At 69.3% G+C, this 25145-nt stretch carries 17 protein-coding genes; 9 read left to right on the top strand and 8 right to left on the bottom strand.

Annotation, left to right across the window (positions count from 1 at the left end; all coding sequences use genetic code 11):
• Window positions 1–61: 61 nt before the first annotated feature.
• Together ACIGEP_RS11785 and ACIGEP_RS11790 are read right to left on the bottom strand one after the other, a co-directional pair.
• Window positions 62–1000: a glycosyltransferase family 2 protein gene (locus tag ACIGEP_RS11785; RefSeq protein WP_396661806.1), complete on the bottom strand. Its 939-nt coding sequence runs from the start codon at window positions 998–1000 to the stop codon at window positions 62–64.
• Entirely contained in the window at window positions 997–2016 is a 1020-nt protein-coding gene (locus ACIGEP_RS11790; RefSeq protein ID WP_396661807.1) for a glycosyltransferase, read from the bottom strand. The genes ACIGEP_RS11785 and ACIGEP_RS11790 overlap by 4 nt, the downstream gene beginning before the upstream one ends.
• Window positions 2017–2098: 82 nt before the next feature.
• Here ACIGEP_RS11790 and ACIGEP_RS11795 point away from each other — a divergent pair, with 82 nt between their 5' ends.
• Both ACIGEP_RS11795 and ACIGEP_RS11800 read left to right on the top strand, forming a co-directional pair.
• Entirely contained in the window at window positions 2099–2869 is a 771-nt protein-coding gene (locus ACIGEP_RS11795; RefSeq protein WP_396661808.1) for a CDP-alcohol phosphatidyltransferase family protein, read from the top strand.
• Window positions 2869–3774, top strand: a complete 906-nt coding sequence (locus tag ACIGEP_RS11800; protein ID WP_396661809.1) for a glycosyltransferase family 2 protein — start codon at window positions 2869–2871, stop codon at window positions 3772–3774. Before ACIGEP_RS11795 ends, ACIGEP_RS11800 begins: the two co-directional genes overlap by 1 nt.
• Here ACIGEP_RS11800 and ACIGEP_RS11805 read toward each other — a convergent pair.
• Window positions 3771–4823: a glycosyltransferase family 4 protein gene (locus ACIGEP_RS11805; protein ID WP_396661810.1), complete on the bottom strand. Its 1053-nt coding sequence runs from the start codon at window positions 4821–4823 to the stop codon at window positions 3771–3773. The genes ACIGEP_RS11800 and ACIGEP_RS11805 overlap by 4 nt on opposite strands.
• A gap of 173 nt (window positions 4824–4996) precedes the next feature.
• Between ACIGEP_RS11805 and ACIGEP_RS11810 the strand changes: the two genes are divergently transcribed.
• The 6 genes from ACIGEP_RS11810 (at window position 4997) to ACIGEP_RS11835 (ending at window position 15915) form a co-directional block, all read left to right on the top strand.
• Entirely contained in the window at window positions 4997–5605 is a 609-nt protein-coding gene (locus ACIGEP_RS11810; RefSeq protein WP_396661811.1) for a hypothetical protein, read from the top strand.
• 2 nt (window positions 5606–5607) lie between these two features.
• The gene (locus ACIGEP_RS11815) at window positions 5608–11019 is read left to right on the top strand and encodes a PKD domain-containing protein (protein WP_396661812.1); all 5412 of its coding nucleotides are present in this window, start codon (window positions 5608–5610) and stop codon (window positions 11017–11019) included.
• An 89-nt stretch (window positions 11020–11108) separates the two neighbouring features.
• On the top strand, window positions 11109–12395 hold the full coding sequence (locus tag ACIGEP_RS11820) for a hypothetical protein (RefSeq protein ID WP_396661813.1): 1287 nt from the start codon (window positions 11109–11111) through the stop codon (window positions 12393–12395).
• A 1-nt stretch (window position 12396) separates the two neighbouring features.
• Window positions 12397–14229, top strand: a complete 1833-nt coding sequence (locus tag ACIGEP_RS11825) for an ABC transporter ATP-binding protein (protein WP_396661814.1) — start codon at window positions 12397–12399, stop codon at window positions 14227–14229.
• Between the two features lie 193 nt (window positions 14230–14422).
• Entirely contained in the window at window positions 14423–15268 is an 846-nt protein-coding gene (locus tag ACIGEP_RS11830; RefSeq protein WP_396661815.1) for a hypothetical protein, read from the top strand.
• A complete protein-coding gene (locus tag ACIGEP_RS11835) occupies window positions 15265–15915 on the top strand; it encodes a hypothetical protein (RefSeq protein WP_396661816.1) in 651 nt (216 codons plus the stop codon). The genes ACIGEP_RS11830 and ACIGEP_RS11835 overlap by 4 nt, the downstream gene beginning before the upstream one ends.
• Here ACIGEP_RS11835 and ACIGEP_RS11840 read toward each other — a convergent pair whose 3' ends face one another.
• Window positions 15916–17325 carry a polysaccharide biosynthesis tyrosine autokinase gene (locus ACIGEP_RS11840; protein WP_396661817.1) on the bottom strand — a complete coding sequence of 470 codons (1410 nt, stop codon included), beginning with the start codon at window positions 17323–17325 and terminating at the stop codon, window positions 15916–15918.
• 237 nt (window positions 17326–17562) lie between these two features.
• Between ACIGEP_RS11840 and ACIGEP_RS11845 the strand changes: the two genes are divergently transcribed.
• On the top strand, window positions 17563–20025 hold the full coding sequence (locus ACIGEP_RS11845; protein ID WP_396661818.1) for a right-handed parallel beta-helix repeat-containing protein: 2463 nt from the start codon (window positions 17563–17565) through the stop codon (window positions 20023–20025).
• Here ACIGEP_RS11845 and ACIGEP_RS11850 read toward each other — a convergent pair.
• From ACIGEP_RS11850 to ACIGEP_RS11865, 4 genes are all read right to left on the bottom strand, one after another.
• Window positions 19962–20990, bottom strand: coding sequence for a DUF6492 family protein (locus ACIGEP_RS11850; protein WP_396661819.1), 1029 nt, complete (start codon window positions 20988–20990; stop codon window positions 19962–19964). The two genes, ACIGEP_RS11845 and ACIGEP_RS11850, sit on opposite strands and share 64 nt — an antisense overlap.
• A complete protein-coding gene (locus ACIGEP_RS11855; protein WP_396661820.1) occupies window positions 20987–22060 on the bottom strand; it encodes a polysaccharide pyruvyl transferase family protein in 1074 nt (357 codons plus the stop codon). Before ACIGEP_RS11855 ends, ACIGEP_RS11850 begins: the two co-directional genes overlap by 4 nt.
• Window positions 22061–22126: 66 nt before the next feature.
• Window positions 22127–23359, bottom strand: a complete 1233-nt coding sequence (locus ACIGEP_RS11860) for a DUF1972 domain-containing protein (protein WP_396661821.1) — start codon at window positions 23357–23359, stop codon at window positions 22127–22129.
• Complete coding sequence (locus ACIGEP_RS11865) at window positions 23359–24885, bottom strand: sugar transferase (RefSeq protein ID WP_396661822.1); 1527 nt, start codon at window positions 24883–24885, stop codon at window positions 23359–23361. The genes ACIGEP_RS11860 and ACIGEP_RS11865 overlap by 1 nt, the downstream gene beginning before the upstream one ends.
• Window positions 24886–25145: the final 260 nt, after the last annotated feature.

A 25145-nucleotide genomic window follows, 5' to 3' on the forward strand; every position in this document is an offset into this window, starting at 1 on the left:
CAACTCGAACCAGGCCCCCAAAGCCCGATGGGGGGAGACTACACCACGGTGAGGCGAGGCGTCACGACCCGTTCCTCGGCCGGTACTCGAGGTAGCGGAATCCCGCTCCGCCGGCGGCCATGCCCAGCCCGCGGGCGACGAGTCGCGCGCCGCGGGCGCGGTGCACGGTCGATCGGGAGAGCGCGCCGACGAGCCACCTGCCTGCCCCGGCCACGGCGCGAGCTGCGCCGACGGCGATCCATCGGACGCGACGGGCCGATCGGCGCGGTGCGCCCTCGGTGAGGTCGATGTCTCCGCGGGCCGTCGTCGTCCCGACGCGGAAGGCGCGGCGAAGGACCCACGACGCCGTCGCGCGCTCGTCCGGTACGTGATCGATGACGACGGCGTCGGCAGCGGCGACGATTCGGGCACCGCGCCGGTGGAGGGCCGACGTGAAGTGGATGTCCTCGCCCCCTGTCCGACCGAACTCCTCGTCGAAACGGATGCCCGTGGCGCGGAGGACCGCACAGCTGATCAGGAGATTGTTCGTCGGGGCCACCGGCATCCGCTCGCCGTCGGAGAATCGCACGCGTCGGAAGAACCCGCCCGCGGTGATCCACGCGGAGGGCGGCGAGTCGAACACCGACTCGACCCGGCCGGACACCAGGTCCGCCTCGCCCGACACCCACGGGGCGACGAGCGTCCGCAACCACCCCGCCTCGGGTACCTCGTCGTCGTCGATGAAGACGAGCGCGTCCGCCCCCCGGGTGAGCGCCTCGTCGATGGCGCGGTTGCGGACAGCCGCGAGCCCCGGTCGGGGTTCCGACACGTACGACGCCGACGCCCTCTGCGCGGCACCGGCCGCGCTGCCGTCCGGATCGTTGTCGATCACGAGGACGTCGACGCGCAACGGGAGGACGTCGTCACGGTGTTCGGCGAGCGCTGCCAGCAGTCGGCTCAGGCGGTCGGCACGTCGGTACGACGGCACGGCGACGAGGACGGTCGACGGCGAAGTGCTCACGCGCCGCCTCGTCGCGCGCGGACCGCACGCGCGTAGGCGTCGCGGTGACGGATGCCGACGAGCGACCAGCCGCGATCGGTGAGGTCCGGGCCCGCCTCTGGTGGCGAGGTCGCAGCGTCTGCGAAGTTCTGAAGGTCCGCGGCGCTGAGTTCGCCGTCGAACATCGAGACCCAGCCCGGCCCGACCTCGTCGGCGAGCGCGGTGTTCACGTCGTTGCGGGGGACGAGCACGGGGCGTCCCAGCGAGAGCGCCGCGAGCGCCGTTCCCGAGTTGTGCATGAACCGGTAGGGCAGCACGATGCCCATCGATGACATGACCGCGCGGGCGAAATCCTCTTCGGACAGGTACCGGAGGTCGGCGGTGATCCGTTCGTCGGCGTCCGCCAGTGCGCGGATCTCGTCGGCGAGCTCCCGGGTCGAGGGGTTTCCGGAGATGCGGAGCGTCCACTCCGCCAGCCGCGTCGAGCGGAAGGCCGCGATCAGCGACTCGACGCCCTTGTACCGCCGGACGAGGCCGACGAAGCCGAGCGTGCGCGGCTCGGCGGGAACGGGCTCGACGGCGGCGAACCAATCCCGGTAGTGCCCGTGCGGGATGACGGCGGAGGGGACACCGGCGCGGACGGGGGTCGACTCGTTGAGCCGGATGTGGAAGTCCGCCCGGCGGTCCACCCACCGCAGGAGCACGCGCTCCCAGCGCGAGTCGACGTCGGGGAGTTCGACGTTGTGGAGCGTGCGGACGATCGCCACCCTCGTGAGGCGCAGACGGGCGATCAGCACCGTGCCGAACAGTCGCCTGATGACCCTCTTGAGCGGCGTCGCACCGCCGAAGAGCGTCTCGGGCCAGTGGAAGTGCAGAGCGTCGTACCGACCGAACAATGCCGTCCGGCGATCGAAGCGCAGATGCTCCAGACCGGGCTCGGAAGTCAGCGCCGCGTCCAGCATGTGGACGTAGGGGTTGGAGGTGGGCCGCGGCGCACCGAAGGACTGCATCACGCGCAGGCGGTCACCGGTCGACATAGGCGACAGTCTGGCAGGTTGACGCATCCCCTATGCTCAGACCGGGGACGATGCATCTAGTCGGGGGACGGAGCATACAGCGATGAGCGCATTCGGGGACTCGTACGGTCGGCTGGCGGCGGCGCAGAAGGGGCACGCGCGCGGCGCGCCGGCCTACTCGGTCTACGTCAACAGGCGGATCGGCCGGGCGTTGGCCGCGGCCGCCCACCAATGGGGGGTCACGCCAGACGGCGCGACCGGGATCAGCGCGCTGCACACATTCGGCGCGCTCGTCCTGCTCGTCGTCGCGCCGGCCCAGTGGTGGACCGGATGCCTCGTCGCCCTGCTCCTCGTGCTCGGCTACGCGTGGGATTCGGCCGACGGTCAGCTCGCCCGTCTTCGCGGCGGAGGGAGTCTCGCGGGGGAGTGGCTGGACCACTTCGTCGACGCCTTCAAGACGGCATCCCTCCACCTCTGCGTCCTGGTCGCCCTGTGGTGGCACACCGACGCGCGCGACACGCTGTGGCTCGTGGTGCCGCTCGCGTACTGCGTCGTCGCCGTCGTGACCTTCTTCGGAATGCTGCTCAACGATCTGCTGAAGGGTAAGAAGGGCGTGCCCTCGACGCACGCCCGGGGCGGGGGCACGGCGCTGCGCTCGCTCATCCTCGTGCCGACGGACTTCGGACTCCTGTGCCTCGTGTTCGTGCTGTGGGGCGCGCCGCCGCTCTTCCTCGCGGCGTACACGCTGCTGCTGCTCGCCAACGCGGTCTTCCTGGCCGCCGCTGCCGTCAAATGGCACCGCGAGATCCGAGCCCTCGATCTCGCGCCGGCGGCGCCTGCGGGGCTGACCCCCACGGGGGTCGCGGCGCCGTGATGCCCCGCGCTGCGGTGGTGATCGTGAACTACGGTGCCAGCGGGATTCTCGAGCCCAATGCGGCGACGGTGACACCTCCCGCGGACGGGTTCGTGGTGGTGGTCGACTGTTTCAGTTCCGCCGACGAGCGACAGCGCATCGAAGCGGCCTGCCGGCGCCACAGGTGGGTGCCGGTCCTCCTCGGACACAACGCGGGCTTCGGCGGGGGGACCAACGCGGGTGCCGAGATCGCCCTCGAGCGCGGGGCAGAGGTCATCGTCGCGCTCAACCCCGACGCCACCATCGACCCTGACAGCCTCGCTCAGCTGGTCCAGGATGCGGCGGCCGACCCCCGCGCGCTGGTGTCGCCCACCATCGTCGACGGCGCGGGCCGCGTGTGGTTCGGCGGCAGCGACCTCTACCTCGACGACGGATCGATCGCCGGTGCGCGCCGCCGCGCCGAGCGGGCGGGCAGGCCCCGCCACGAATGGGCGACCGGTGCCTGCTTCGCGATGTCGGCAGAACTGTGGTCGGCCGTCGGCGGCTTCGACGAGGAGTACTTCCTCTACTGGGAGGACGTCGACCTGTCGCGGCGGGTGCTCGACGCGGGCGGGTCGCTGCGGACCCTTTCCGTCACCGCCGTCCACGACGAAGGACAGACGCACGACGATGCCGTGCGCGGACGGGCGAAGTCCGAGACGTACTACTACTACAACATCCGCAACCGGCTCCTGTACGCCGCGAAGCACGGCGACGCCGAGACGGTACGGCGCTGGTGGCGCGCCACCCCCCGGGTGTCGTGGCTGATCCTGATGCAGGGCGGGCGCGCCCAGCTGCGGTCCATCCGACCCTGGCGTGCGCTCGCGCGGGGCATCCGCGACGGACGACGAGCGATCGTCGACGCATCGCGGAGGGGCCCCGCCTAGCGGGCGACGGCCGCCTCGCGCAGCCGTTCCACGGCCGCCCGCCACGAGTACCGCGCGACGACGGCATCGCGGATCGCGGCATCCGGTCGCCTGCCCCACGCGCCATCGATCGCCGACGCCACGACGTGAGCGGATGCCGTCGGTGACACGAAGTCGGCGTAGTCCCCCACGGTCTCGCGGAAGACGGCGATGTCGCTGGCGAGCAAGGGAGCTCCGAAGCCCGCCGCCTCGACGGCGGGCAGCCCGAATCCCTCGTCGAGGCTCAGGCTGACCACGAGCGAGGCGCGGGAGTAGAGCCAGGCCACCTCGTCGTCATCCAAGGCCCCGAGGAACACCACCCGCCCCTCGACGACGGCGGAACGCAGTGCCGCGGGCAGCTCTGTGCTCACTCCGGAATGGGCGGACCCGCCGACGATGTACAGCGGTGTCTGCGGGGTGACCGCGGCGGCGAGACGTGCCCCGTCGATCACCGCGGCGAGGTTCTTGCGGACGTTCAAGCGCCCGACCGTGACGGCGAACTCCGAGCCCTCCGGCACAGCTGCCGGGCGGCGAGGAGCGGCATCCGTCAGAGCGGTGGGAACGCCCAGCCCCACCGCGATCGGCGCGAGCTGCGGCACGAGGCGGGAGATGCGCCGCGCCTCGGTCTCCGTCGAGGTCGTCACCACCGACGCGCGGCGAGCCCAGGGCAGCATGGGGGCGAAGTACAGCCGCTCCCGACGGGAGAACCACTCCGGGTTGTCGTGGAACATCGCGTCGTGCACGAACACGACCGAGCGCCCCGACCGCGGCGCGTAGTTGTGGACGACGCTCACGTCCGCGCGGGACGCGCGGGACAGTCGCGGAAGCTCCCAGCGGTTGGCGAAGGCGTGCGGCCACAGTCTCGTGCGAACGACCTCCGCGCCCGCGGGCACGTCAGACGCATCGGCATCCTTCCGGAGGGCGAGGACGAGCTCGTCTTCCGGGAACGTGTCCGCCCAGAAGCGGATGAACTCCTTCTGCACCGTCCGGTTCGCCCCGGGTCCCCGGCCCCACCAGAACGCGTCGAACATCACTCGCATAGTCCCCCCCCGGGGGTCATCATACGAGCCGCCGCGGCACCGCGGCGAAGACCGTACTTGCGCTCCCGGCCCAGGGGACGTATGTTGTGCACGATCCTGCTGGGGGCGGGATCTCTCGTTGGGGAACGAGAAACGACTTTGGGGGTCGGGGTTTCGTGGGGACATTGGACGCTGCGCGTTTCGCGCGCCGACTGCGGTGGGGGACGGTGATCGCCCTCGCGGGCGTCACGCTGCTCGCCGGCTGCACCGCGGTGGAGGCGGCCGAACGGCCCGCCGCCGCACCGACGCAGGCGACGGTGTCGCCCACGCCGATCGACCCGGACGCTCCGGCGCCCGTGCCGTCCGAGGACGCGGACGCGCCCACGACGGCACCGAGGGTCGACGTCGAGAAGGGCGCGATCGATGAACCGATCGCGCTGTCCACGGGGCTGGTCATCGAGCTCGACTCGGTGTCGGCGACCTCCGTCGAGGCGAAGACGCCCGGCGAGGTCTCCGGGCCCGCTGTGATCGTGCGGCTGACGGCCCGCAACGATTCGAGCGAGGTCGCCGATCTCGACTCGGCCGTCGTCACTCTCACCGCGGCTGACGGTGAATACGGCATCGGCACGACTGCGGGGCCCAACACGCCCCTCGCCGGTGACCTCGAACCGGGCGACTCCGCCTCCGGTTCCTATGTCTTCATGCTCGACCCCGCGGCGAATCGTGCCGTCACCGTGAGCGTCAACTACTCGGCGGGCGAGCCCGTCGCCGAATTCTCGGGAAAGACGGACTGAAGATGACCACTGCAACGACTCGGAAGCCGTCGCTGCTCGCGCGCGCCGTCAGCGTCCTGGCGGCGACGGTGCTGATCGGCACCGGACTGCTGGCCGTGGCGCCGGCCGCCCACGCCGCAGAGCCTCTCTCACCGGATCCGGCACCGCTGCTCCAACGCGAAGCCGACGTCGCGACCGCGGATGCGCTCCCGACGGTGCAGATCGACGACGGCTACGTCTGGGCGCAGACGATGATCGGCAACACCGTCTACGCCGCGGGATCGTTCACCAACGCCCGCGCGCCGCTGGCCGCACCCGGCACGAGCCTCACGCCGCGGTCGAACATCCTCGCCTACGACATCGCGACGGGGAATCTGAAGTCTTTCGCGCCGCAGGTCAACGGTGTCATCAAGGCCATCGCCGCCTCGCCTGATGGCAGCAGGGTCTACATCGGCGGCTCGTTCAACTCGGTGAACGGCACGACCCGGTACAACTTCGCGGCGCTCGACGCGACGACCGGAGCCCTCGTGCCCGGGTTCGCCCCGTCGGTGGGTGGGACGGGCGTCTACGCCATCGCGACCACCGGCAGCACCGTCTACGTCGGCGGCCGCTTCACGCAGGGCAACGGCGTCGCGCGCGGCAACCTCGCCGCCTTCAGCACGAGCAACGGCGCTCTGCTGTCCTGGGCCCCCACGACCGACCTGCAGGTCGACGCGATGGTGATGGAGCCGGGCAACCAGAAGGTGATCATCGGCGGGCGCTTCTACACCGTCAACGGCGTCGGCGGTGAGCAGCGCGGCATCGGCGCGCTCGACCCCGCAACGGGCGCGACCGTGCCGTGGGCCGTGACGTCCGTCATCAAGAACGGCTGGGCCGAGGGCGGCAACGCGGGGCGCAGCGGCATCTTCGCACTGGCGACGGATGCCGGTGGTGTCTACGGCACCGGCTGGACGTACGCCGACGTCGCGACGGGGAACATCGAGGGCACCTTCGCGGTGAACGCGGGCGCCGGAGACCTCCGCTGGCTCGCGGACTGCCACGGCGACCACTACGGCGTCTGGTCCACCGGCAAGGTCGTCTACTCGACGAGCCACACACACCAGTGCGACACGGTCAACCTGTGGCCCGAGCAGCCGAAGCGTCAGTACCGCTACCTCGAGGCGTACACCGCCGATGCGCGCGGCACGTTGCCTCGGACGCCCAGCGAGAGCTCCATCTACAAGAACTGGGCCGGGACCCCGTCGCCGTCGGCCTACGCCTGGTACCCGGACTTCACGGTCGGGAACACGTCGGGGCTCGGGCAGGCTGGGCTGTCGATCACGGGAACCGGCGACTACATCTCCGTCGCCGGCGAATTCGGCAGCGTCAACAACCAGCGGTACCAGGGCATCGTCCGCTTCTCGACGAAGCCGTCGACAGGTGCGAAGCAGGGTCCGCGCATCGCGACGGCGAGCTGGGCACCGAGCGCCCGCTCGATCACCGCAGGCGAGGCCCGTGTGCAGATCCAGGCGAACTGGGACCGCGACGACATGAACCTCACCTACGAGCTGCGTCGCAGCGGACGGTCCACCCCCGTCGCGACGACCACAGTCGCCTCGACGTGGTGGCAGCGACCGGGCATCGTGATGAAGGACACTGACGTCACAGCCGGGCAGACGTACACCTACACGGTCATCGCTCGCGATGGGAACGGCAACGCGGTCCAGAGCTCCGCCGCGACGGTCACGATCAGCTCCACGTCGGCCTCGGCGTACGCGACGGCGGTCATCGAGGACAGCGCGTCGCACTACTGGCCACTGGGCGAGGACTCCGGCACGGCCGCGTTCGACTGGGCGGGCAGCGAGGACCTCACAGTGAACGGCGCGACCCGCGGTGTCGCCGGGCAGAACCAGGCGACGACGACGAAGGCGACGCAGTTCGCCGGCGCCGACGGTTCGTTCGCCTCCACCGCGTCGTCCGAGGCGGGACCGAACACGTTCTCCGTCGAGGCGTGGTTCAAGACGACCAGCACCTCCGGCGGCAAGATCGTCGGCTTCGGTGACAACGCGGGCGGCACATCGGGCAGCTACGACCGTCACATCTACCTGAGCAACGACGGTCGCCTGACGTTCGGGGTCTATCCCGGCAGCGTTCAGACCCTGGAGAGTAGGCCTGGCTACAACGACGGAGCGTGGCACCACGTGGTGGCGAGCCTGTCGCCCGCCGGTATGCGGTTCTACGTCGACGGCGCCCTCGCGGGCGGTCGATCGGACATCACGTCGGCCCAGGGGTACAACGGCTACTGGAAGGTCGGCGGCGACAACACGGGCGGATGGCCGAACGGCGGCAGCAGCAACTACCTCTCGGGAACAATTGCGGATGTCGCGGTCTACCCGTCGGCGCTGAGCCTCGACGCGGTCGCCCGACACTACGCCGCGAGCGGTCGGGGTACTACGCCCGCTGCCGCACCGTCCGACGCGTACGGCAAGGCGGTCTACGACCTGAAGCCGTCGGTGTACTGGCGTCTCGACGAGACGTCGGGGAACGCCGCGGCCGACTCCAGCGGTGCCGGCTACATCTACCCGGGAACCTACTTCGGTGGGGTGACCAAGAGCGCGCCGAGTGCACTCGCCACCGGCGCGGGCAGGTCGATCACCCTGAGCCCGAATGGCCAGACCGGTGTGACGGGCGACAAGCAGGTGTTCAACCCGACGACGTACTCGATGGAGACGTGGTTCAAGACGACCAGCACCCAGGGTGGCAAGCTGATCGGCTTCGGCAGCAACCGCGTGGGGGAGAGCGGAAGCTACGACCGGCACGTCTACATGAGCGGTGACGGCGCGCTGCGGTTCGGCGTCTGGAACGGCTGGGCCGGGATCATCCAGAGTGGGCCAGGGTTCAACGACGGGAAGTGGCACCACGTGGTGGCCTCGCAGTCGTCGGCCGGTATGCGTCTGTACCTCGACGGCCAGCTCGTCGACCAGAACGACATCACCACCGCCCAGAACTACAGCGGCTACTGGCGCATCGGTGGAGACTCCGGCTGGGAAGGCGCGACGTACTGGACCGGCTCGCTCGATGAGGCCGCGGTGTACCCGACGGCACTGACGCAGTCTCAGGTGTCGGATCACTTCATCATCGGCTCGGGACAGCAGCCGCCGAACGCCGCACCGCGCGATGTGGCCTTCACCGCCGATGCGAACGGCCTGACCGCCGGCTTCACCGGCACGGCCGCCGACCCCGACGGCGACCCGCTCACCTACGCGTGGAGCTTCGGCGACGACGCCACGGCGACCGGCGCGGCGGTCTCGCACCGCTTCACGGCGGCCGGCACCTACGCCGTCACCCTCACCGTGACCGACGGTCGCGGCGGGTCCACTCAGCACACGGAGAACGTGACGGTGACACACGCTGCACCCGTGGCGGCCTTCACGACGGAGACGGACGAACGAGCGGTGACCACGGACGCCGCGGGTTCCTCGGCCTCCGACGGCGCGACGATGACGTACGACTGGAACTGGGGCGACGGCTCCGCGCACTCGAGCGGTGCGACGGCGACGCACGAGTACGACGAGGACGGGGACTACACGATCACCTTGACGGTGACCGACAGCCTCGGCGCGTCCTCGACGAAGCAGCACGCGGTCACGGTCGCCGCGACCCCCACTCCCGCCTACGCCGCATCGGATGCCTTCGGGCGGACGGTCGCGTCGGGATGGGGCACCGCCGATGTAGGCGGTGCATGGACCTTCGCGAGCAGCTCGACCTCGGGGGCCTCCGTGCAGGACGGCAAGGGTCAGCTGACGGTCGCCGCCGGGCAGACGCGGACCCTCGCCCTCGGCGCCTCCGTCCGCGACTCGGAGAACCGTGTGGATTACACGCTGACGAACGGCCCCTCTGCGGGCGCCGGCTACGTCGGCCTGGGTGCACGACGCAACGGGTCGAACTTGTACAACGTGCGTGTCTGGCACCGTGAGACGGGAGCGGTCTGGCTCGTCGCGCAGCGGGGCACCACGGTCATCACCTCGAAGGCTGTGACCGGCCTGACGTGGGCTGCGGGGGACTCGTTCTCGCTCCGCGTCGACGTGACCGGTGCCAGCCCGACAGCTATCAAGGCGAAGGTGTGGAAGCAGGGCACCGCCGAGCCGTCCGCGTGGCAGCTCGAGACGACGGATTCGACGGCGGGGCTGCAGGCGGCCGGTGGACCGATCCTGCACTACGCGATGGCGGGCTCCGCCACCTCGCCGGGCACGGTCCGCTTCGACAACCTGACGGTGCGCGACACCCAGGGCGCTCCCACGCCGAACCAGGCGCCGGTGGCGAGCTTCACGTCGTCGGCCTCCGGACTCACCGCCTCGGTGAACGGCGCCGGGTCGACGGATGCGGACGGGTCGATCGCGTCGTACTCCTGGAACTGGGGCGACGGATCACCGGCATCCACGGGAGCCACCGCATCGCACACCTATGCGTCGGCCGGCGACAAGCAGGTCACTTTGACGGTGACGGATGACGACGGTGCCACGCACTCCGTGACCAAGACCGTCACCGTCACGGCTCCCGCACCGAATCAAGCCCCGGTGGCGAGCTTCACGTCCTCGACGTCGAACCTGACGGCGTCGGTGAACGGTTCGGGGTCGACGGATGCGGACGGGACGATCGCGTCCTACTCGTGGAAGTGGGGGGACTCGTCGCAGGACGCGACCGGCGCGACCGCCTCGCACACCTACGCGGCGGCGGGCGATTACGAGGTGACGCTCACGGTCACCGACGACAAGGGTGCGACGCACGCGGTAAAGAAGACCGTCACGGTCACCGCGCCCGCTCCGACGGACGTCCTGGCTCGCGACGCCTTCGAGCGCACCGCGGCAGGCGGATGGGGGACCGCGGACGTGGGCGGCGCGTGGACGATCAGCGGTGGCGCGGTCTCCGCGGCGAGCGTCAGCGGCGGCACCGGAAAGTTCGCGCTGACCGCCGGGGGAACGCGCACTGCGCTCCTCTCCCAGACTCCGCTGCGCAACTTCACCGCGTCGACTGACTTCACGATCGATGTCGCCTCGTCCACCGGGTCCGGCTATGTCGGCATCGTCCCGCGCCACGCGGGGAGCACCTACTACGTGGTGAACGCCTGGCTCCGCTCGGACGGCAAGGTCTACCTGGTCGCTCAGCGCGGCTCGACCGTGCTGCAGACCTTCACCGCGACAGGGCTCACCTACGCAGCGGGTGACAGCTTCTCGATGAAGGTGGAATCCACGGGTGCGACCGGCACGACGGAGTTGCGGGCCAAGCTGTGGAAGAAGGGCGCTGCGGAGCCCACATCCTGGCAGTTGGTCGCCAGCGACACGACGAGCGAGTTGCAGGCAGCGGCGCCGGTGGGTGTCCGTGCCAACCGGGCGTCGTCGTCGACGAGCACGATGACCGTGTCGGTCGACGACTTCCAGGTCGCGCCGATCGAGTGACGAAGAAGCCGACCCGTCGGCGTGCAACGAGGCATGCCGACGGGTCGGCCTGCGACGAGAGGGGGTGAACGCGGATGTCGGACGGTGTGATGATCCTGGCCGCTCTCACCGCGCTCCTCGCCGCGGGGATCGCCGCCATGTTCCTCGCCAGGGCGCCACGAGCCAGCTTCGCCCTCTGGGTCCTGGCTGCGTTCTTCCTGCCCATCTGGGTGGGCGTCAACGTCGGGTTCTACCTGTCCGCCATCACGCTTCTCACCCTGGGGTTCCTGGTCCTGCACGGACGTCGGTTCAGGCTGGCGGCGGCGGACGCTGCCATGCTGCTGTTCGTCGGCATGGTCATGCTGCTCTTCGGAGCACGTCAGGTCGAGCTCTCGCACCTCATGTCGGGAGTGCTGGAGCTCGTCCTGCCCTATTTCTGGGGTCGGATCGTCTACACGAGGCTCGGGTCCCGGACGATCACGGGGTGGATCGCGGGCGCAGCCGTAGCGGTCGGGGTGCTCGGCGTCGTCGAGTTCGTGACGGGCTCGAACGTGTTCATCGGCATTCCCGGCTACGAGCCTCTTCGGGCGACCTGGGGGACGCTCCAGCCGCGCGCGGGCTTCCTGCGCGCCGAGGGCGCCTTCGGTCACTCCATCGCACTGGGCGCCGCGCTGGCGATGTCCGCCGCCTTCGTGATGGCCGCGTCGCTGCGCACGTGGGCGAAGGTGGCGGGGCTGATCGTCGTCGGCGCCGCCGAGGTCTTCACCTTCAGTCGCATCGGCATCGTCACCTTCGTGCTGACGATCGTGCTGTCGGTTCTCGTGCTTCGCGGCGTCGGCTCGGCGATGCGCTGGGTGACGGCGGGAGCACTGACCGCCGGACTCTTCGTGCTCGTGCCGTTCCTCGACACGGTATTCGCCGATGCCGGCGGAGAAGCCGGCGGCAGTGCGGACTATCGAGGCAGTCTGACGGTCCTCCTCGGTCAGGTCCAGCTGATCGGCGGAGCGACCGGATGGCAAGACCTCGTCGTCGGCGACACGTACCTCGGCAACTTCACCGCATCCACCGACAACGCATTCATCTCGTTGCTGCTCCGTTACGGGTGGCTTCCGACGGTGACTCTGTTCGGTGTCGTCGTGATCGCCGTCATCGGCGCGGTGAGGGGTGGACGGATGTCGCCCGCATCAGTGGCCGTCATCGCCCAGGTGCCCGGCCTGTTCGCCGTCGCCTTCATCACGCAATACGGCGTCCTGTTCTGGTTCGTCGCGGGGCTCGCGGTGTCGAGCGTGCTGACGCCGCGGGGTAGCGCGCCCTCTGAGCTCGGGGTCGAGCGCCGGAGCGAAGAGCGAATGTTCACAGACGGCGCCCTCGCGGGCACGTCATCACGGGGGAGATGAATTGTCAGGACGTCGAGAAAGCAAACCCAAGAAGTCCGCGCTGACGACGCTGAAGGCGTCGATCGCGGCGTGGCGACGGGTCGCACCGTTCTTCACGAGATCGCGAGGCAAGATCGTCCTCATCGCGGTCGCCTCCGTGGCAGCGGGACTGTTCGAAGCGGCGCTCCTCACATTGATCGCGGCGCTCGCGCTGGCGCTCGCAGAAAGTCGCGACGTCCAGATCGGCCTCATCGGATTCCAGATGACCCTGAACATCCCGACGACCTTGATCGTCGGGATCGCGCTCGCCGTGCTGCGCGGCGCACTGCAGCTGTGGGTCGCCTACCTGCCGGCGGTCATGGCCGGTCAGGCGATGGTCGACTTGCGCACGCGGCTGTTCGACGCCTTCGTCGGCGCAGCGTGGCCGTCGAAGGCGGCCGAGCGTGACGGTGGATTCCAGTCCGTCATGCTCAACCAGGTCCGGGCGACGTCCGAGACGATCATCCTCATCGCGGGAGTCATCTCTTCGGGGCTCATGTTCCTGAGCCTCCTCGCCTCCGCAGTCGCGATGAGTCCCACCGCCGCCGCCGTCATCACGATCGTCTCGCTCGCGCTGTTCGCCGTGCTGCGGCCGCTGTCGCGTTCGCTGCGACGCAACTCCACGGTCCTGAGCTCGGAGAACATCGAGTACGCCAAGACGACGCAGGAGGTCGCGACTCTGGCGGAGGAGACGGAGGTGTTCGGGGCGACCCCCGCCTATCGGGAGCGGTTCTATGCCCAACTGCGAGCCGTCCAGCAGCCCTTCCAGAAGGTCCGCTACCTGTCCGGAGCGGTGCCTGCGCTGTATCAGAGTGTGGCTCTTCTTGTCCTCGTGATCGCCCTGGGCGTCGTTGCCCTGCTCGGCGCGGGCAGCATCGCGACCCTCGGGGCAGTGGTTCTCATCCTCATCCGAGCAGTCACCTACGGTCAGCGGGTGCAAGGGGCGATCACATCGGTCGACGAGAAGCTCCCCTTCGTCCACCATCTCGCGGACGCCATCGAGCGATATGAATCGCAGCCGCAGCGCCCCGGTCACCAGTCCGCCGATCGCATCGGCGACCTCACGATGAGCGGTGTCGGGTTCGGGTACGACCGCGGCGTCGACGTCCTTCACGACATCTCCTTCTCGGTCAAGATGGGCGAGATCGTCGGGATCGTCGGCCCGTCGGGTGCGGGCAAATCGACGCTCGTGCAGCTGCTTCTCCGACTTCGCGAACCCACGACGGGCACCTACTCCGTGAACGGGGCGGCCGCCGGCGACATCGACCGGGACGACTGGCGGCGAATGGTGACCTACGTCCCGCAATCGCCGCAGCTCTTCTACGGAACCGTTCGCGAGAACATCCGCTTCTTCCGCGATGGGATCGATGACGCCGCAGTCGAAGAGGCAGCCCGCCGGGCGCACATCCACGAAGACATCCTGCGACTGCCCGAAGGCTACGACACGATCGTCGGCGCCCGCGCCTCACTCGTCTCGGGGGGTCAGCGTCAACGGATCTGCCTCGCGCGCGCACTCGCGGCCAAGCCGGCGGTGATGATCCTCGATGAGCCGACGAGCGCCCTCGACGTGAAGTCGGAGGAGTCCGTGCAGTCGACGCTCCATGACCTGGGCGGAGACGCCGTGGTCTTCTTGGTGGCGCATCGCTTGTCCACACTCGCGATCTGCGACCGCGTGATGGTCGTCGCAGACGGCACCATCGCGGGGTTCGACACCGCGGAGAACCTCCGGCGGGACAACAGGTACTTCCAGGAGGTCAGCGAGATCTCCCGCCGAGTCACCGCCCACCGCCCCGCACATCGATCGGCGTTGGGCTGATATGACGCATCCGCTCTCGGTTTCCGACGGTCGCCGGCGCGTGCGTGCGGTCGGCGACGATCTGGCGCGAGGTTTCTGGGTGAGAACCGGTCCTGTGATGTGGCGCCGGCTGGGATCCGGGCCTGTTCCGGGTCATGCCGCGACCACGAAGGGTCTCGGATCGACGCGCAGAAGAGTGAACCCGCTGCGGTGGATGAGCGATCTCCGGTATGCCTTCCTCGTGACCCGTGGCCACGGATCGGCGGACGCCGCCATCGCGGCTCACGATGGCGGGACGGTGCTGCTCGACATGAAAGAACGTCGCGTGATCCGTCGTTACGGAACGGGGGATGTGACCGCGGAGTACGTGCGGATGCGGCGCGCATTCACGGCCCACGTCGGTGCTCCTGCGTTCACGGTGGGTGGCGCCGGCGAGTTCGTCGTGGAGGAACTGATTCTGGGGGAGCATCTGCTCGACCTACCTCTCGCCACCCGGGTGTCCGCGCTTCGCCGGTTGATCTCCGAGTACGCCCGGCTGACGGCGCACGCAGGCGTCGAAGGCGCAGGGATGCGGGACCTCTTGACGCACGTCTTCGATCGACTGATTCAGAATCGAGGGCTCCGCGACCGATGGGACGCCGCCCACCTCGGGGATCTGGCGACGCGGATGACCTGGGTGCCCAGCGCGTACGAAGCGACGGCCAAGAACCTGATGGTGTCACGCGGGCAGCGGCCCGTTCCGATCGACCTGGGTGATCTGCAGATGCAGCCCTTCTTCGCGTACCCCGTCGGTGTGCTGATCTCGGCGGGCGGCGACGTCCTCGATGCGTTCCGTCGAGGCGTGTTCGACGCCGAGTTCGAAGAGCTGTGGGCGGCCGCCGGGCAGACGTGGTCCGGGGGAGATGCGGCTCGCGAGGGCGTCCTCGTCGCGCGCGCCGCGTTCGCCGCGACCCGCGACCACGACGCCGGTGTTCCCGGTGGGATCGACGAACTGTTCGGAGCGCGATTGACGACAATCCAACCCTGGCTGAACGACACCCGCACGGGAGGGTTCGTATGACCGATGGCGTCCTTTTCGTCTGCCACGCGAATGTCTGCAGATCACGGTTGATGGAACGTGACTTCCGCACCGCCGATCTCGCCGCGGGTGGAGAACCGTGGCACGTCGCCAGCGCAGGAGTGGCGGCCGTCGCGGGTCAACCGATCTGCGAAGAGGTCCGAGCGCTCACTCCCGACTCCGCGGAGCAGGATTCCGATGACGGTGCTCGGCTCCTCGACCGGGACCTGCTCCTCGACGCCGGTCTGGTGATCACAGCGACGCGGGCAGAGCGGTCCGAGATCGCTCTACTCGACCCGGCGATGCGCTCGCGGACTTTCACACTCCGCGAGGCGGTGATCCTCGCGAAGGTCGACCCGCCACTCGTACCGACGAACCGAGCGGCGGGAGGCGTCGACCTCCTCGCCGCTTTCACGGACGCCCTCGATCAGCGACGCGGCAGCGTCCGTGTGGAGACGGCGTCGGGGTGGAGTCGCTGGGTGGGCGGGCGGAACCGTTCCGACGACGCCGACATCGCTGACGCTCACAACCGGCGGCTTCGTGATCACCGGCGCGCGCTGCAGGCCGTTCGCGAGTCGACCCTCACTCTTCACACCCAGCTGCGTGAGTTCGCAGAGCGCTGGGAGCGCCACGTTGCACGCAAGCCGTGATCAGGCCGGCGGTCGCGCCGTCCCCACGTCGTCTGCCGAAGCCCTCACTCGGGTGACCGGGCCGTAGTAGTCGCCGGACTTCTTGTCGTGGCGGGCACGATTGAGGATGCTGCCCAGAACGCGGGCTCCCGCACCCTCGAGAAGCTTGATCGACTTGGCCGCGTTCGGGCGGCGCGTCTTCGTCGCGTCGACGACGAAGAGGACGCCGTCGACCGCGGGGGCGAGCAGACTCGCGTCGGCGACATTGAGGATGGGGGGAGCGTCCACCACGACGAAGTCGTAGCTTTCGGCCGACTGCGCGAGCAGTTCAGCCATCGCGCGCGAGGCGAGGATCTCCGCCGGGTTGGGGGGAGTGCCGCCCGAGGGGAGGACGTCTAGCGTCGAGGATCGGAACGGGTAGCGTGCGGTTTCGAAGTCGTGCATCTTCAGCAGGACGGACGTCAGACCCACGGCATCCTCGATGCCGAAGAACGCGTGGACCTGGGGGCGTCGCAGGTCGGCATCGATCAGCAGGACCCGGTGATTGAGATCCGCGAGCGTCAGGGCGAGGTTGACGGCGACGGTGGACTTGCCTTCGCCGGGGGACCCCGACGTGACGAGCAGAGTGGAGGTACGCGACCCGACGTTCGCGTAGGTCAGTGCGGACCGCAGCCGTCGGAACTCCTCGGCCGATCGGCCCATCGGCTCCTGAGCGACACCCGCTGCACGGTGTGCGAGCAGCGGTGCTCGGGTGATGACCCCGAGAACAGGGGTGCCGCTGACACGCGCGAGGATGTCCTCGTTGCGCACGCGTGTGTCAGCGGCGCTGAAGATCAGCGCGCCGGCGATGCCGATGATGGCACCCAGAAGGACGCCGAGGAGGGCATCGCGCGGCTTGTTCGGTGACGACTGGGATGCCGGTACCACCGCCTCATCGATCGTCTCCGCGGTGATGGTCGGCGCTCCCTCCGCGCCCTTCGGAGAGATCTCGAGGACGACATCCGCGAGCTCGGCCGCGACCGCGTTCGACAGCGTGGCAGCGCGTTCAGCGTTGGTCGTCGTGGAGGTGATGCGGAGGATGACGGTGTCCTGCGGGATCGCGACATCGATCGACCGCGCGAGCTCCCGTGGTGTCGTGTCGATGCCGAGTTCTGCGATCACCGGTTCGAGCACCCGAGATGTCGTGGCCAGCTGCGCGATGGAGAGCATCTGATTCTGGGTGTACGCGGAACCCTGATTCAGGTCGGACGCGTTGGTCCCCTGGTTGAGCGCGAAGTACAGCGAAGCCGTCGACTGATAGCGAGGGGTTTCCAGCGCGGAGAGCCCATAGGCCAGTGCGCCCCCGACGACGGCGCACACAGCGACTCCCCACCAGAACTTCCGCAGCGCACTCAGCAGCCAATGCCCCGACCACGGCGTTGTTTCCGCCATCGGTCCCCCTCCCCCAAGTTCACCCATTCTACGGGGGCGCGCGCGCTGGCCGACAGCGTTCGCCGGGGCGAGATGGAGAGGAGACAATACCGGCTCTGCTCCGACCTCCGCATGAGGGATCTCTCATCGGAAACAGGGGCGCACAATGGCTCTGATACCGTCATCGAAACTTTCCCCCGTTCGCGACGCAATTCGTTGTCGCTTCGTCTGTCGCTCCCCCCGGCGAATTGAGGCCCCATGTCCCCGTTTCCCCTGCCCAGACGCGCCTCCGGCGTCTCCCTGGCCCTGGCGTTCGTTCTGATCCTGAGCACGCTGGTGGCCAGTGGTGCACCGGCCTCCGCCGCGCCCACCGTGTACGCGACCGACGCGATGTCGCGAACAGTCGCATCGGGCTGGGGCAAGGCAGCATCGGGCGGTACATGGAGCACGCTCTCCGGAACGGTCGCCTCCGTGACGGGGGACAAGGCCTGGGTGACCAGCCCGAGGCCGGGGCGCACGTCGCGTCTGACACTCCCGATCTCGGCGCGCGACGTCGACTCGCGATTCACGATGACTGTGCCGACTCTCCCCACGAGCGGGAGCGGCCTCTACCTTTCGCACGGCGTGCGCGCCACCCCGAAGGGTGCCTACGTCGTGGGTGTCCGCGTCATGGTCGGCGGTGAGATCGATCTCACGCTGGAGAAGCGATCCGGCGCGGCGGTGACCACGCTCGAGCGTGTGCGTCTGAAGGATCGGGTCCGCGCAGGAGGCACACTGAACGTGCGGGTGCAGGCGACCGGGTCCAGCAAGGTCGAGCTCACCGGCAAGATCTGGGCGTCCGGAGCGTCCGAGTCCAGCGCGCGGACGATCACGCACACCGACTCCTCACCCGAGCGCATCGCCGGGTCGGGTGGGGTCGAGTTCTCCCTGTACACCTCCGCCTCGACGAAGGCCCTGCGAGTCGGTGTCGACGACCTGAGAGTGTCCGCCGCAGTGGCTGCATCCCCGTCGCCCACACCCACACCGACACCGCAGCCCAGCGAGCCTGCGTCCCCACCCCCCACTGCGGGAACAATCGCGGGTGCACGTGCAGGCGCCGGGGCGGCAGAGCCGGGGACGAGAACGTACGCTGTGCCGTCGAACGCGGTCATCGTCTCACCGACCGGGAGCGATTCGGCCGCGGGTACGGTGGCCTCCCCGCTGCGGACGATCACCGCTGCTGTGAAGAAGGTGTCGAACGGCGGAACCATCGCCCTCCGAGGGGGGACCTACCACGAGAGCGTCATCATCCCGCCGCAGAAGCGGGTGACGCTCCAGCCCTACCGCGCCGAGGCCGTCTGGTTGGACGGTGCCGAGACGGTGACCGGGTGGCGGAAGTCGGGGTCCGTGTGGATCCGCTCGGGGTGGACGCAGACCCTCGACGCCAGTCCCACCTTCAAGCGTGGCGCGCCGGACGGCACGGAGGACGGCTGGCGCTTCGTCGACCCCGCGTACCCCATGGCGGCACATCCCGATCAGGTGTGGGTCGACGGGCGGCAGCTCACGCAGGTCGCCTCACGGTCCCAGGTCGCGAACGGCCGCTTCTACGTGGACGAGAAGGCCGATGAACTCGTGGTCGGAACGGACCTGACCGGTAAGAAGGCCAAGGTCAGCACGCTGATCAGCGCCCTTTCCGTCCGTTCGGCGGGCTCGCTCGTCCAGGGGATCGGTGTGCGACGCTTCGCGACCAGCGTGCCGTCGATGGGCACGGTGATCGTGGCCGCGAACGACGTGACGTTGTCCCACGTGACCATCCGCGACAACTCCACGACCGGCTTGTACACATGGTCGAGGAACACGACCCTGTCGGACGTGTCGGTCATCGGCAACGGGTTGCTCGGTGCCGGCGCCTCGCAGGCGGACGGTCTCGAGGTTCGTCGGATGCTCTCGACCGGTAACAACCGCGAGCGATTCAATCGGGCGCCCGTGTCGGGCGCGCTGAAGATCCACAGCTCGTCGGACGTCGTCGTCGCCGACAGCGTCTTCGCGGACAACTTCGGCCAGGGCCCCTGGTTCGACGAGTCGAACTACGGGGTGGTCTTCAGCGGAAACGACAGCCTTCGCAACACCGGCAACGGGGTGGTGTTCGAACTCTCGGAGCGTGGGGTCTTCGCCGACAACCTCATCGCCGACAACGGCGTGAACGGTGTCCTGATCGCCAATGCGGGCGGTGCGTCGATCTGGAACAACACACTCGTGGGGAACGAGCGCAACATCTCCGTCACGCAGAACAAGCGGCGGTCCACGAACAGCCTCATCCCCTGGATGACCAAGGGTGTCGTGCTCGCGAACAACGTCGTCGCGGAACCTCAGGGCGACTGCCTCGTATGCGTCGACGACTTCTCGCGAGCCCTCGTCGGTGGTCAGATGGTGACGCGAGCGGAGGGCAATCTGTATCACCGGACCTCCGCGGCGGCGCCGCGGTGGTTCGCGATCTACTCGCGTGGCGCGGCAGGATCATCTGAGGGCTTCTCGACGCTCGCCGACTTCACCTCGGCCACGGGACGCGAGAAGCGATCGGTCCTGCTCGAGCAGACCTCGTCCCCCGTCCACGGGGACTACTCGCTACGATCCGCGCAGGAGTCGCAGGAGACGCAGATCGCGGTGCCGGTGCCGGCTCAAGTCGCGGAGGTCTCCGACCTGCGTTCGGGCGAGGTGAGCCTCGGCGCCCGCTTCCCGTGACCGAGAGTGCGCCGCAGCCGCTCGATGCCGCGGGTCCACACGATGGCGGGGAGGTACCGGCGACGGAAGCGGCGGATGAAGCTGCCGGCTGACGCGGCATCCGGGAACAGGCCGAACGTGGTCCACGCTTCGGCGATCCGATCACGGGTGACCGGGTCGGCGGCGGCGAGCACCTGGCGGTGGACGGCGAACACAGCGGCATCGTCACGGCGGTGTTCCGCGACCGCGGCTCTGATTCCATCGACGGATGCCGCCTTCGGCCACACTGTCGGCGAAGGGATGGGCAGGTTGTTGCGGAGGACGGGAAGGCCGGGTCCCCGCGTCTCCACCCATCCCGCGTACAGGAAGAACTCGAGCAGCTTCCGACGCTCGAACTCCTCTGCGAAGACCAGCCCCGACCGACGCTCGATGTCATCCATCAGGGCGCGGACGGTGTCCGTGTCGAAGACGAAGGGCGTCGCGGTCGGCGGGAAGGCGGAGACGGCCCGCTCGATCTGAGAGCTGTCCGCGCCGAGGTAGGTGAGGGTCCCCACGAGTGAGCCGCGGAGCGGGTGCGACGTGTAGGGGTGCGAGCGACCGAATGCCCGTCCGGTCGCATCGACGAATTCCGCGGCGCGTGTGGCTCGTGTGAAGTGGTTCTTCGCGTCGAGGACGACGTAATGCGGCGTCTCGACCCGGCGGGCGATCGCGAGCTTCGCCGCTTGCTGGCTGCGCCACCCCCCGGTCGCGCCCGGGTCGATGAGTTCGGTGGTCCGTGCGAATCGGACGCGGCGCTGCAGCGCGCCGTACTCCCGCAGCAGGCGCCGCCGCGAGTGTCCGCTCAGGCCGAGGACACAGTTGTCCAGGATGAGGATCCGGTCGACGCTCGAGGGGTCGAGGTAGCGCGACATCGAGCGCGCCTGCAGCTCGAGGAGAGGGATCTCGGCCTCGAACACGACGGTGACGAACGTCAGGGGCGCCATCATCGTGTCGCCTCGACAAGGTGCCGGATGCCGGCCAGCAGCTGCTGTCCCCGGTGCTGGGCCTGCCGCGCATGCTCGGCGAGGTGCGGATCATCCGTCGCAGCGAGGATGCGCTCGGCAGCGTCGTCGCCTGCTCCCGCATCGACCACGTGAGGCCACCCCAGCTCGCCCATGAGAGGAGCGAATTTGCGCGAGTACGCCATCGCGATCGCCGGGGTGCCCGTCGACAGCGCGTTGAGGCAGGCGTGCATGCGGGCACCGATGACGAGAGAGGCCCCGGCGATGACGGACCGCGCGTGCTCGAGGTCACGAGGCACCACGAGTCCCAGACGACCCTCGTAACGCTCATGCAACTCCCGCGCGACCGGGACGTCGTTGTCGGGGTCCGCGGAGTCGAGGACGTGGGGGAACAGAGTGATCGAGCGGCCGCGGTCGAGCAGCCCGTCGATTACCGACTCGATCTGACGTCGGTAGACCGCGGGATCGCCGTGCTGGGCGGAGCGCCACAGCAGTCCCGATACGTTCAGCAGGACGTCATGCCCCGGCTCCGGCGTGGGCTGATCGATGCCGAACACGAGGTCCGTCGTGGTGAGATCGACCGGACGGCCGAGCCTCGCCGACGCGGCGGCGCTGAGCGGGTCGCGGGCGAGCACGAGCCGAGACCTGTGGACGTCTCGCCGCGCGAGCAGGCGTGACCTGCGCGACCCGAAGGGACCGATCGTCTGCGGCGCGAGGATCGTCGGGACGTGTCGGCGCGCCGCGAACTCGTGGATCATCGACATCGTCGTGTGCCGGGGCAGGCCATAGATGTCCGAGAAGCTGTCGCCCGAGCGGGTGTCCCAGTAGAGGTCGAAGCCGTCGATCCAGTCGCGCATGCCGCGGCGACCGGTCACCCACTCGCGCACGAGACCGCGCGGCGACCACGTGACCGACTCCGGCTTCGAGCCGTAGTTCATGTACGTGAACTCGGCGTCCGGCCAGATGCGCCGGAGCAGGTCCTGCGAGCCGCGGCCCAGGGCACGGACTCCCAGATTCGGCGAGGTCTCATCCGTCCAGGCGAGGAGGATGCGCATTCGGTGTCCTTTCCGACCGTCGGGCCGCGGTGCCGCACAGCGCGGCCCGACGTCGGGGGTCTCGGGTCAGTGGGTGGAGTCCGGCCGGCGCCGTGCACGACGGCCGAGGAGGTGCATCGATTCCCGCCGAGCGAGCCGTATCGCGAGGTCCTCGTAGTCGCCCGCGATGTCGTCCCAGCGGAACGCCGCGCGAGCGCGTTCGCGGACGATCCGGCCCATCACGGCCGCACCCGCGGGGTCGCCCTCGAGCGTGGCGAAATGGCGGGTGGCTTCTGCGGCATCCGCGAAGAACAACCCCTGCTCGGCCAGCGTCTCGTGGTTGAAGCCGACGTCGTAGGCGAGCACGGCGGTGCCCGCACCCATCGCCCGCAGGAGCGACGGGTTGGTGCCGCCGACCGAGTGGCCGTGCACGTAGGTGAGTGCGTGGAAGTAGAGCGCGTCCAGCAGGTCCTGATCGAACACGCCGCCGAGGAAGTGGATGCGGGGGTCGCCGCCGGCGGCGGCGCGGATCTGCTGCGTGTACTCGGCGGCGTAGGGTGCTGAGCCGACGACGACGAGGGGGCGTGTCGCGGAACTCCTCCGGTACCCCTCGACGATCTCGAGCACGTGGTTCTCCGGCTCGAAGCGTGCGACGACGAGGTGGTATTCGCCCGGCGTGAAACCGAGGGCGCGGATGCCGTCGGTCGGGGCATCCTCCAGGATCGGCGCACCGTAGCGGATGAGCTCGGTCGGCACCCCGAACTCGCGGTCGTAGTAGTCACTGATGCCGGGCGCGTCCGCGATGAGGGCGTCCGCCGTGCGGACGCCGAACTCCTCCGCCCACCGGTAGTAGGCCTTGCCCCGGCGACCCCACTTGGACCGCTTCCACTCCAGCCCGTCCATGTGCAGGGCGGTCGGGATGCCGCGGGCTCGCAGTGCGGGCAAGAAGGGCGAGTTCGCGGCGTTGAACACGAAGGCGGCATCCGGTCGCCGGCCGAACACGGCGTGCACGGCCGAGAGTCCGGTGTGGCTCAGAGTCTCGAGCTGCTTGACCCGCAGCGCCGGCAGGTGGACCACCTTCATGCCGAGGTACTCGCGTGCACGGCTCTCCGAGCCTCGCGTGTACACGGTGACGGCGTGCCCGCGCTCGACGAGCCGCCGACCGATCTCTTCGACCGCGGTCTCGAATCCGCCGTAGGAGGCGGGAACGCCACGGGTGCCGATCATGGCGATCTCGAGCGTCCGGGTGGCACGGGGACGCTCGTCCTGGGCGAGGCGGACCGGCTCGGTGTCGAGACGCCGCGGGATTTCGATGACCATCAGTACGCTCCCTCGGTGGTGACCATGACCTTGGCTGTCCGCCACATCAGAACGAGGTCCGTCATGACGGTCCAGTTCTCGACGTACCGGAGATCGAGCCGGACGCTCTCCTCCCAGGAGAGGTCGCTGCGTCCGCCGACCTGCCACGGGCCGGTGATGCCCGGCTTGATGTAGAGGCGGCGGTGGACGGCGCCGTCGTAGGCGGTGACCTCGGACGGCAACGGCGGACGCGGGCCGACGACGCTCATGTCGCCGCGCAGCACGTTCCAGAACTGCGGCACCTCGTCGAGCGAGAACGACCGCAAGAATCGGCCGACGCGCGTCACGCGCGGATCTTGCCGGAGTTTGAACAGGGGACCCGACCCCTCGTTTCGGGCAAGCAGCGCGGCGAGCTCATCCTCGGCATCCACCCGCATGGTGCGGAACTTGAGGATCGCGAACTCGTGGCCGTCGCGGCCGACCCGTGCCTGCCGGAAGAAGACGGGCCCGCCGTCGTCGGCCGCGATCGCGATCGCGATCGCAAGGGCGAACGGCGCGAAGAGGATGAGGGCGGTCAGGGACACGACGACGTCCAGGGCGCGCTTCACGTAGAAGGCGGCACCCTCGAAGCTCGGGATCTTGACGTGGATGAGAGGCATGCCCTCGACGGGCCGCAGCGACATGCGAGGTCCCGCCACGTCGGTGAGACGGCTCGAGATGACGAGTTCCGCAGCGCTCCCCTCGAGCGCCCACGCGAGACGCTTCACGAAGGCCGGGTCGCCGACGGGCTGGCTCGCGACGACGATGGTGTCGCTCTGATGGATCGCCGCTGCCCGCAGGACGGCGTCGTCGCCGCGCGTGACGGGGTAGTCGACCCCGTCGACGGCGAGGGGCGAGTCCGCATCGTCGAGGAGCGCGACGCCCACGACGAGGTAACCGAGCTGACCGGTCGGTCCCAGGCTCCGGATCGCGTACTCCACGTCGTCGCGGGAGCCGACGACGACGGTGCGTGAGGCGTAGCGGCCCTCGGCGCGCTGCGCGAGAAGCCACCGCCGCCAGGCCCAGCGCGAGACCAGCAGGGCGAGGGTGCCGAGGGGGAGCGCCGTGAACAGCTGCGCGCGGATGCCGTGCCACTCGAAGACCACGAACACGATGGCGAGCAGCCCGAACGCCAGTCCGGTCGCGTGGGCGACGCGGGCGTACTCGGTCGGTCCGGTCCCCACGACCGTCGTCGAGCGGGTGTTGAAGAGGCCGAGGGAGACCAGCCAGATCACCGCGGTCGCGATCGCGATGATCACTCGACTGCGGACGGCGATGTCGGCGGGCGCGGCGGCGTTCAGGGACACGATGGCGGCGAAGGTGCACGAGACCGCCGCGACGACGGCGTCGTTCACCCGGAGGCGAGTGCGGAAGCGTCGTTCCCACTGCTGCCGGCCGACCAGGGCCGCCGAGGCGCGCGGAGCTTCGCCGATCGCGCCGCGGACACCCGCCCGAGGGCTGAGTCCGGGCAGCGTGAGACCCGGTGCGAGACCGTCGACCGCGGTCACCGATCGCCCCCACAGACATCGGTCTGTCGCCGCATCATGCCCCCAAGCAATGTGCGTCACTGCATCCGCCCCCACGGCGTCTGCATGTTCCCCAAGCGAGCTTCGCGGTCCCCCAAAGACCTCCGCGCGACCCCCCGGCCGCGCGATCCACTCGGAGGCAACTGTAGCGTGCGTCGCCCGAGGGTGCGAGTCCGATTCGTAAACTCGGCGTCAGACGATGTTCATCTCGTCACCCGCGGCCTGCAGGTGGCCGCCATCTG

The organism is Microbacterium sp. NPDC077663, from assembly GCF_044542795.1.
In the GTDB taxonomy this organism is placed as follows: domain Bacteria; phylum Actinomycetota; class Actinomycetes; order Actinomycetales; family Microbacteriaceae; genus Microbacterium.

Bases quoted from the DNA above. Each gene is read 5' to 3' on its own strand.
- ACIGEP_RS11800 (WP_396661809.1), top strand. From the start codon at position 2,869: ATGCCCCGCGCTGCGGTGGTGATCGTGAACTACGGTGCCAGCGGGATT.
- ACIGEP_RS11820 (WP_396661813.1), top strand. From the start codon at position 11,109: ATGATCCTGGCCGCTCTCACCGCGCTCCTCGCCGCGGGGATCGCCGCC.
- ACIGEP_RS11795 (WP_396661808.1), top strand. From the start codon at position 2,099: ATGAGCGCATTCGGGGACTCGTACGGTCGGCTGGCGGCGGCGCAGAAG.
- ACIGEP_RS11805 (WP_396661810.1), bottom strand. From the start codon at position 4,823: ATGTTCGACGCGTTCTGGTGGGGCCGGGGACCCGGGGCGAACCGGACG.
- ACIGEP_RS11850 (WP_396661819.1), bottom strand. From the start codon at position 20,990: ATGATGGCGCCCCTGACGTTCGTCACCGTCGTGTTCGAGGCCGAGATC.
- ACIGEP_RS11860 (WP_396661821.1), bottom strand. From the start codon at position 23,359: ATGGTCATCGAAATCCCGCGGCGTCTCGACACCGAGCCGGTCCGCCTC.
- ACIGEP_RS11840 (WP_396661817.1), bottom strand. From the start codon at position 17,325: ATGGCGGAAACAACGCCGTGGTCGGGGCATTGGCTGCTGAGTGCGCTG.
- ACIGEP_RS11790 (WP_396661807.1), bottom strand. From the start codon at position 2,016: ATGTCGACCGGTGACCGCCTGCGCGTGATGCAGTCCTTCGGTGCGCCG.
- ACIGEP_RS11830 (WP_396661815.1), top strand. From the start codon at position 14,423: ATGAGCGATCTCCGGTATGCCTTCCTCGTGACCCGTGGCCACGGATCG.
- ACIGEP_RS11855 (WP_396661820.1), bottom strand. From the start codon at position 22,060: ATGCGCATCCTCCTCGCCTGGACGGATGAGACCTCGCCGAATCTGGGA.
- ACIGEP_RS11835 (WP_396661816.1), top strand. From the start codon at position 15,265: ATGACCGATGGCGTCCTTTTCGTCTGCCACGCGAATGTCTGCAGATCA.
- ACIGEP_RS11815 (WP_396661812.1), top strand. From the start codon at position 5,608: ATGACCACTGCAACGACTCGGAAGCCGTCGCTGCTCGCGCGCGCCGTC.
- ACIGEP_RS11845 (WP_396661818.1), top strand. From the start codon at position 17,563: ATGTCCCCGTTTCCCCTGCCCAGACGCGCCTCCGGCGTCTCCCTGGCC.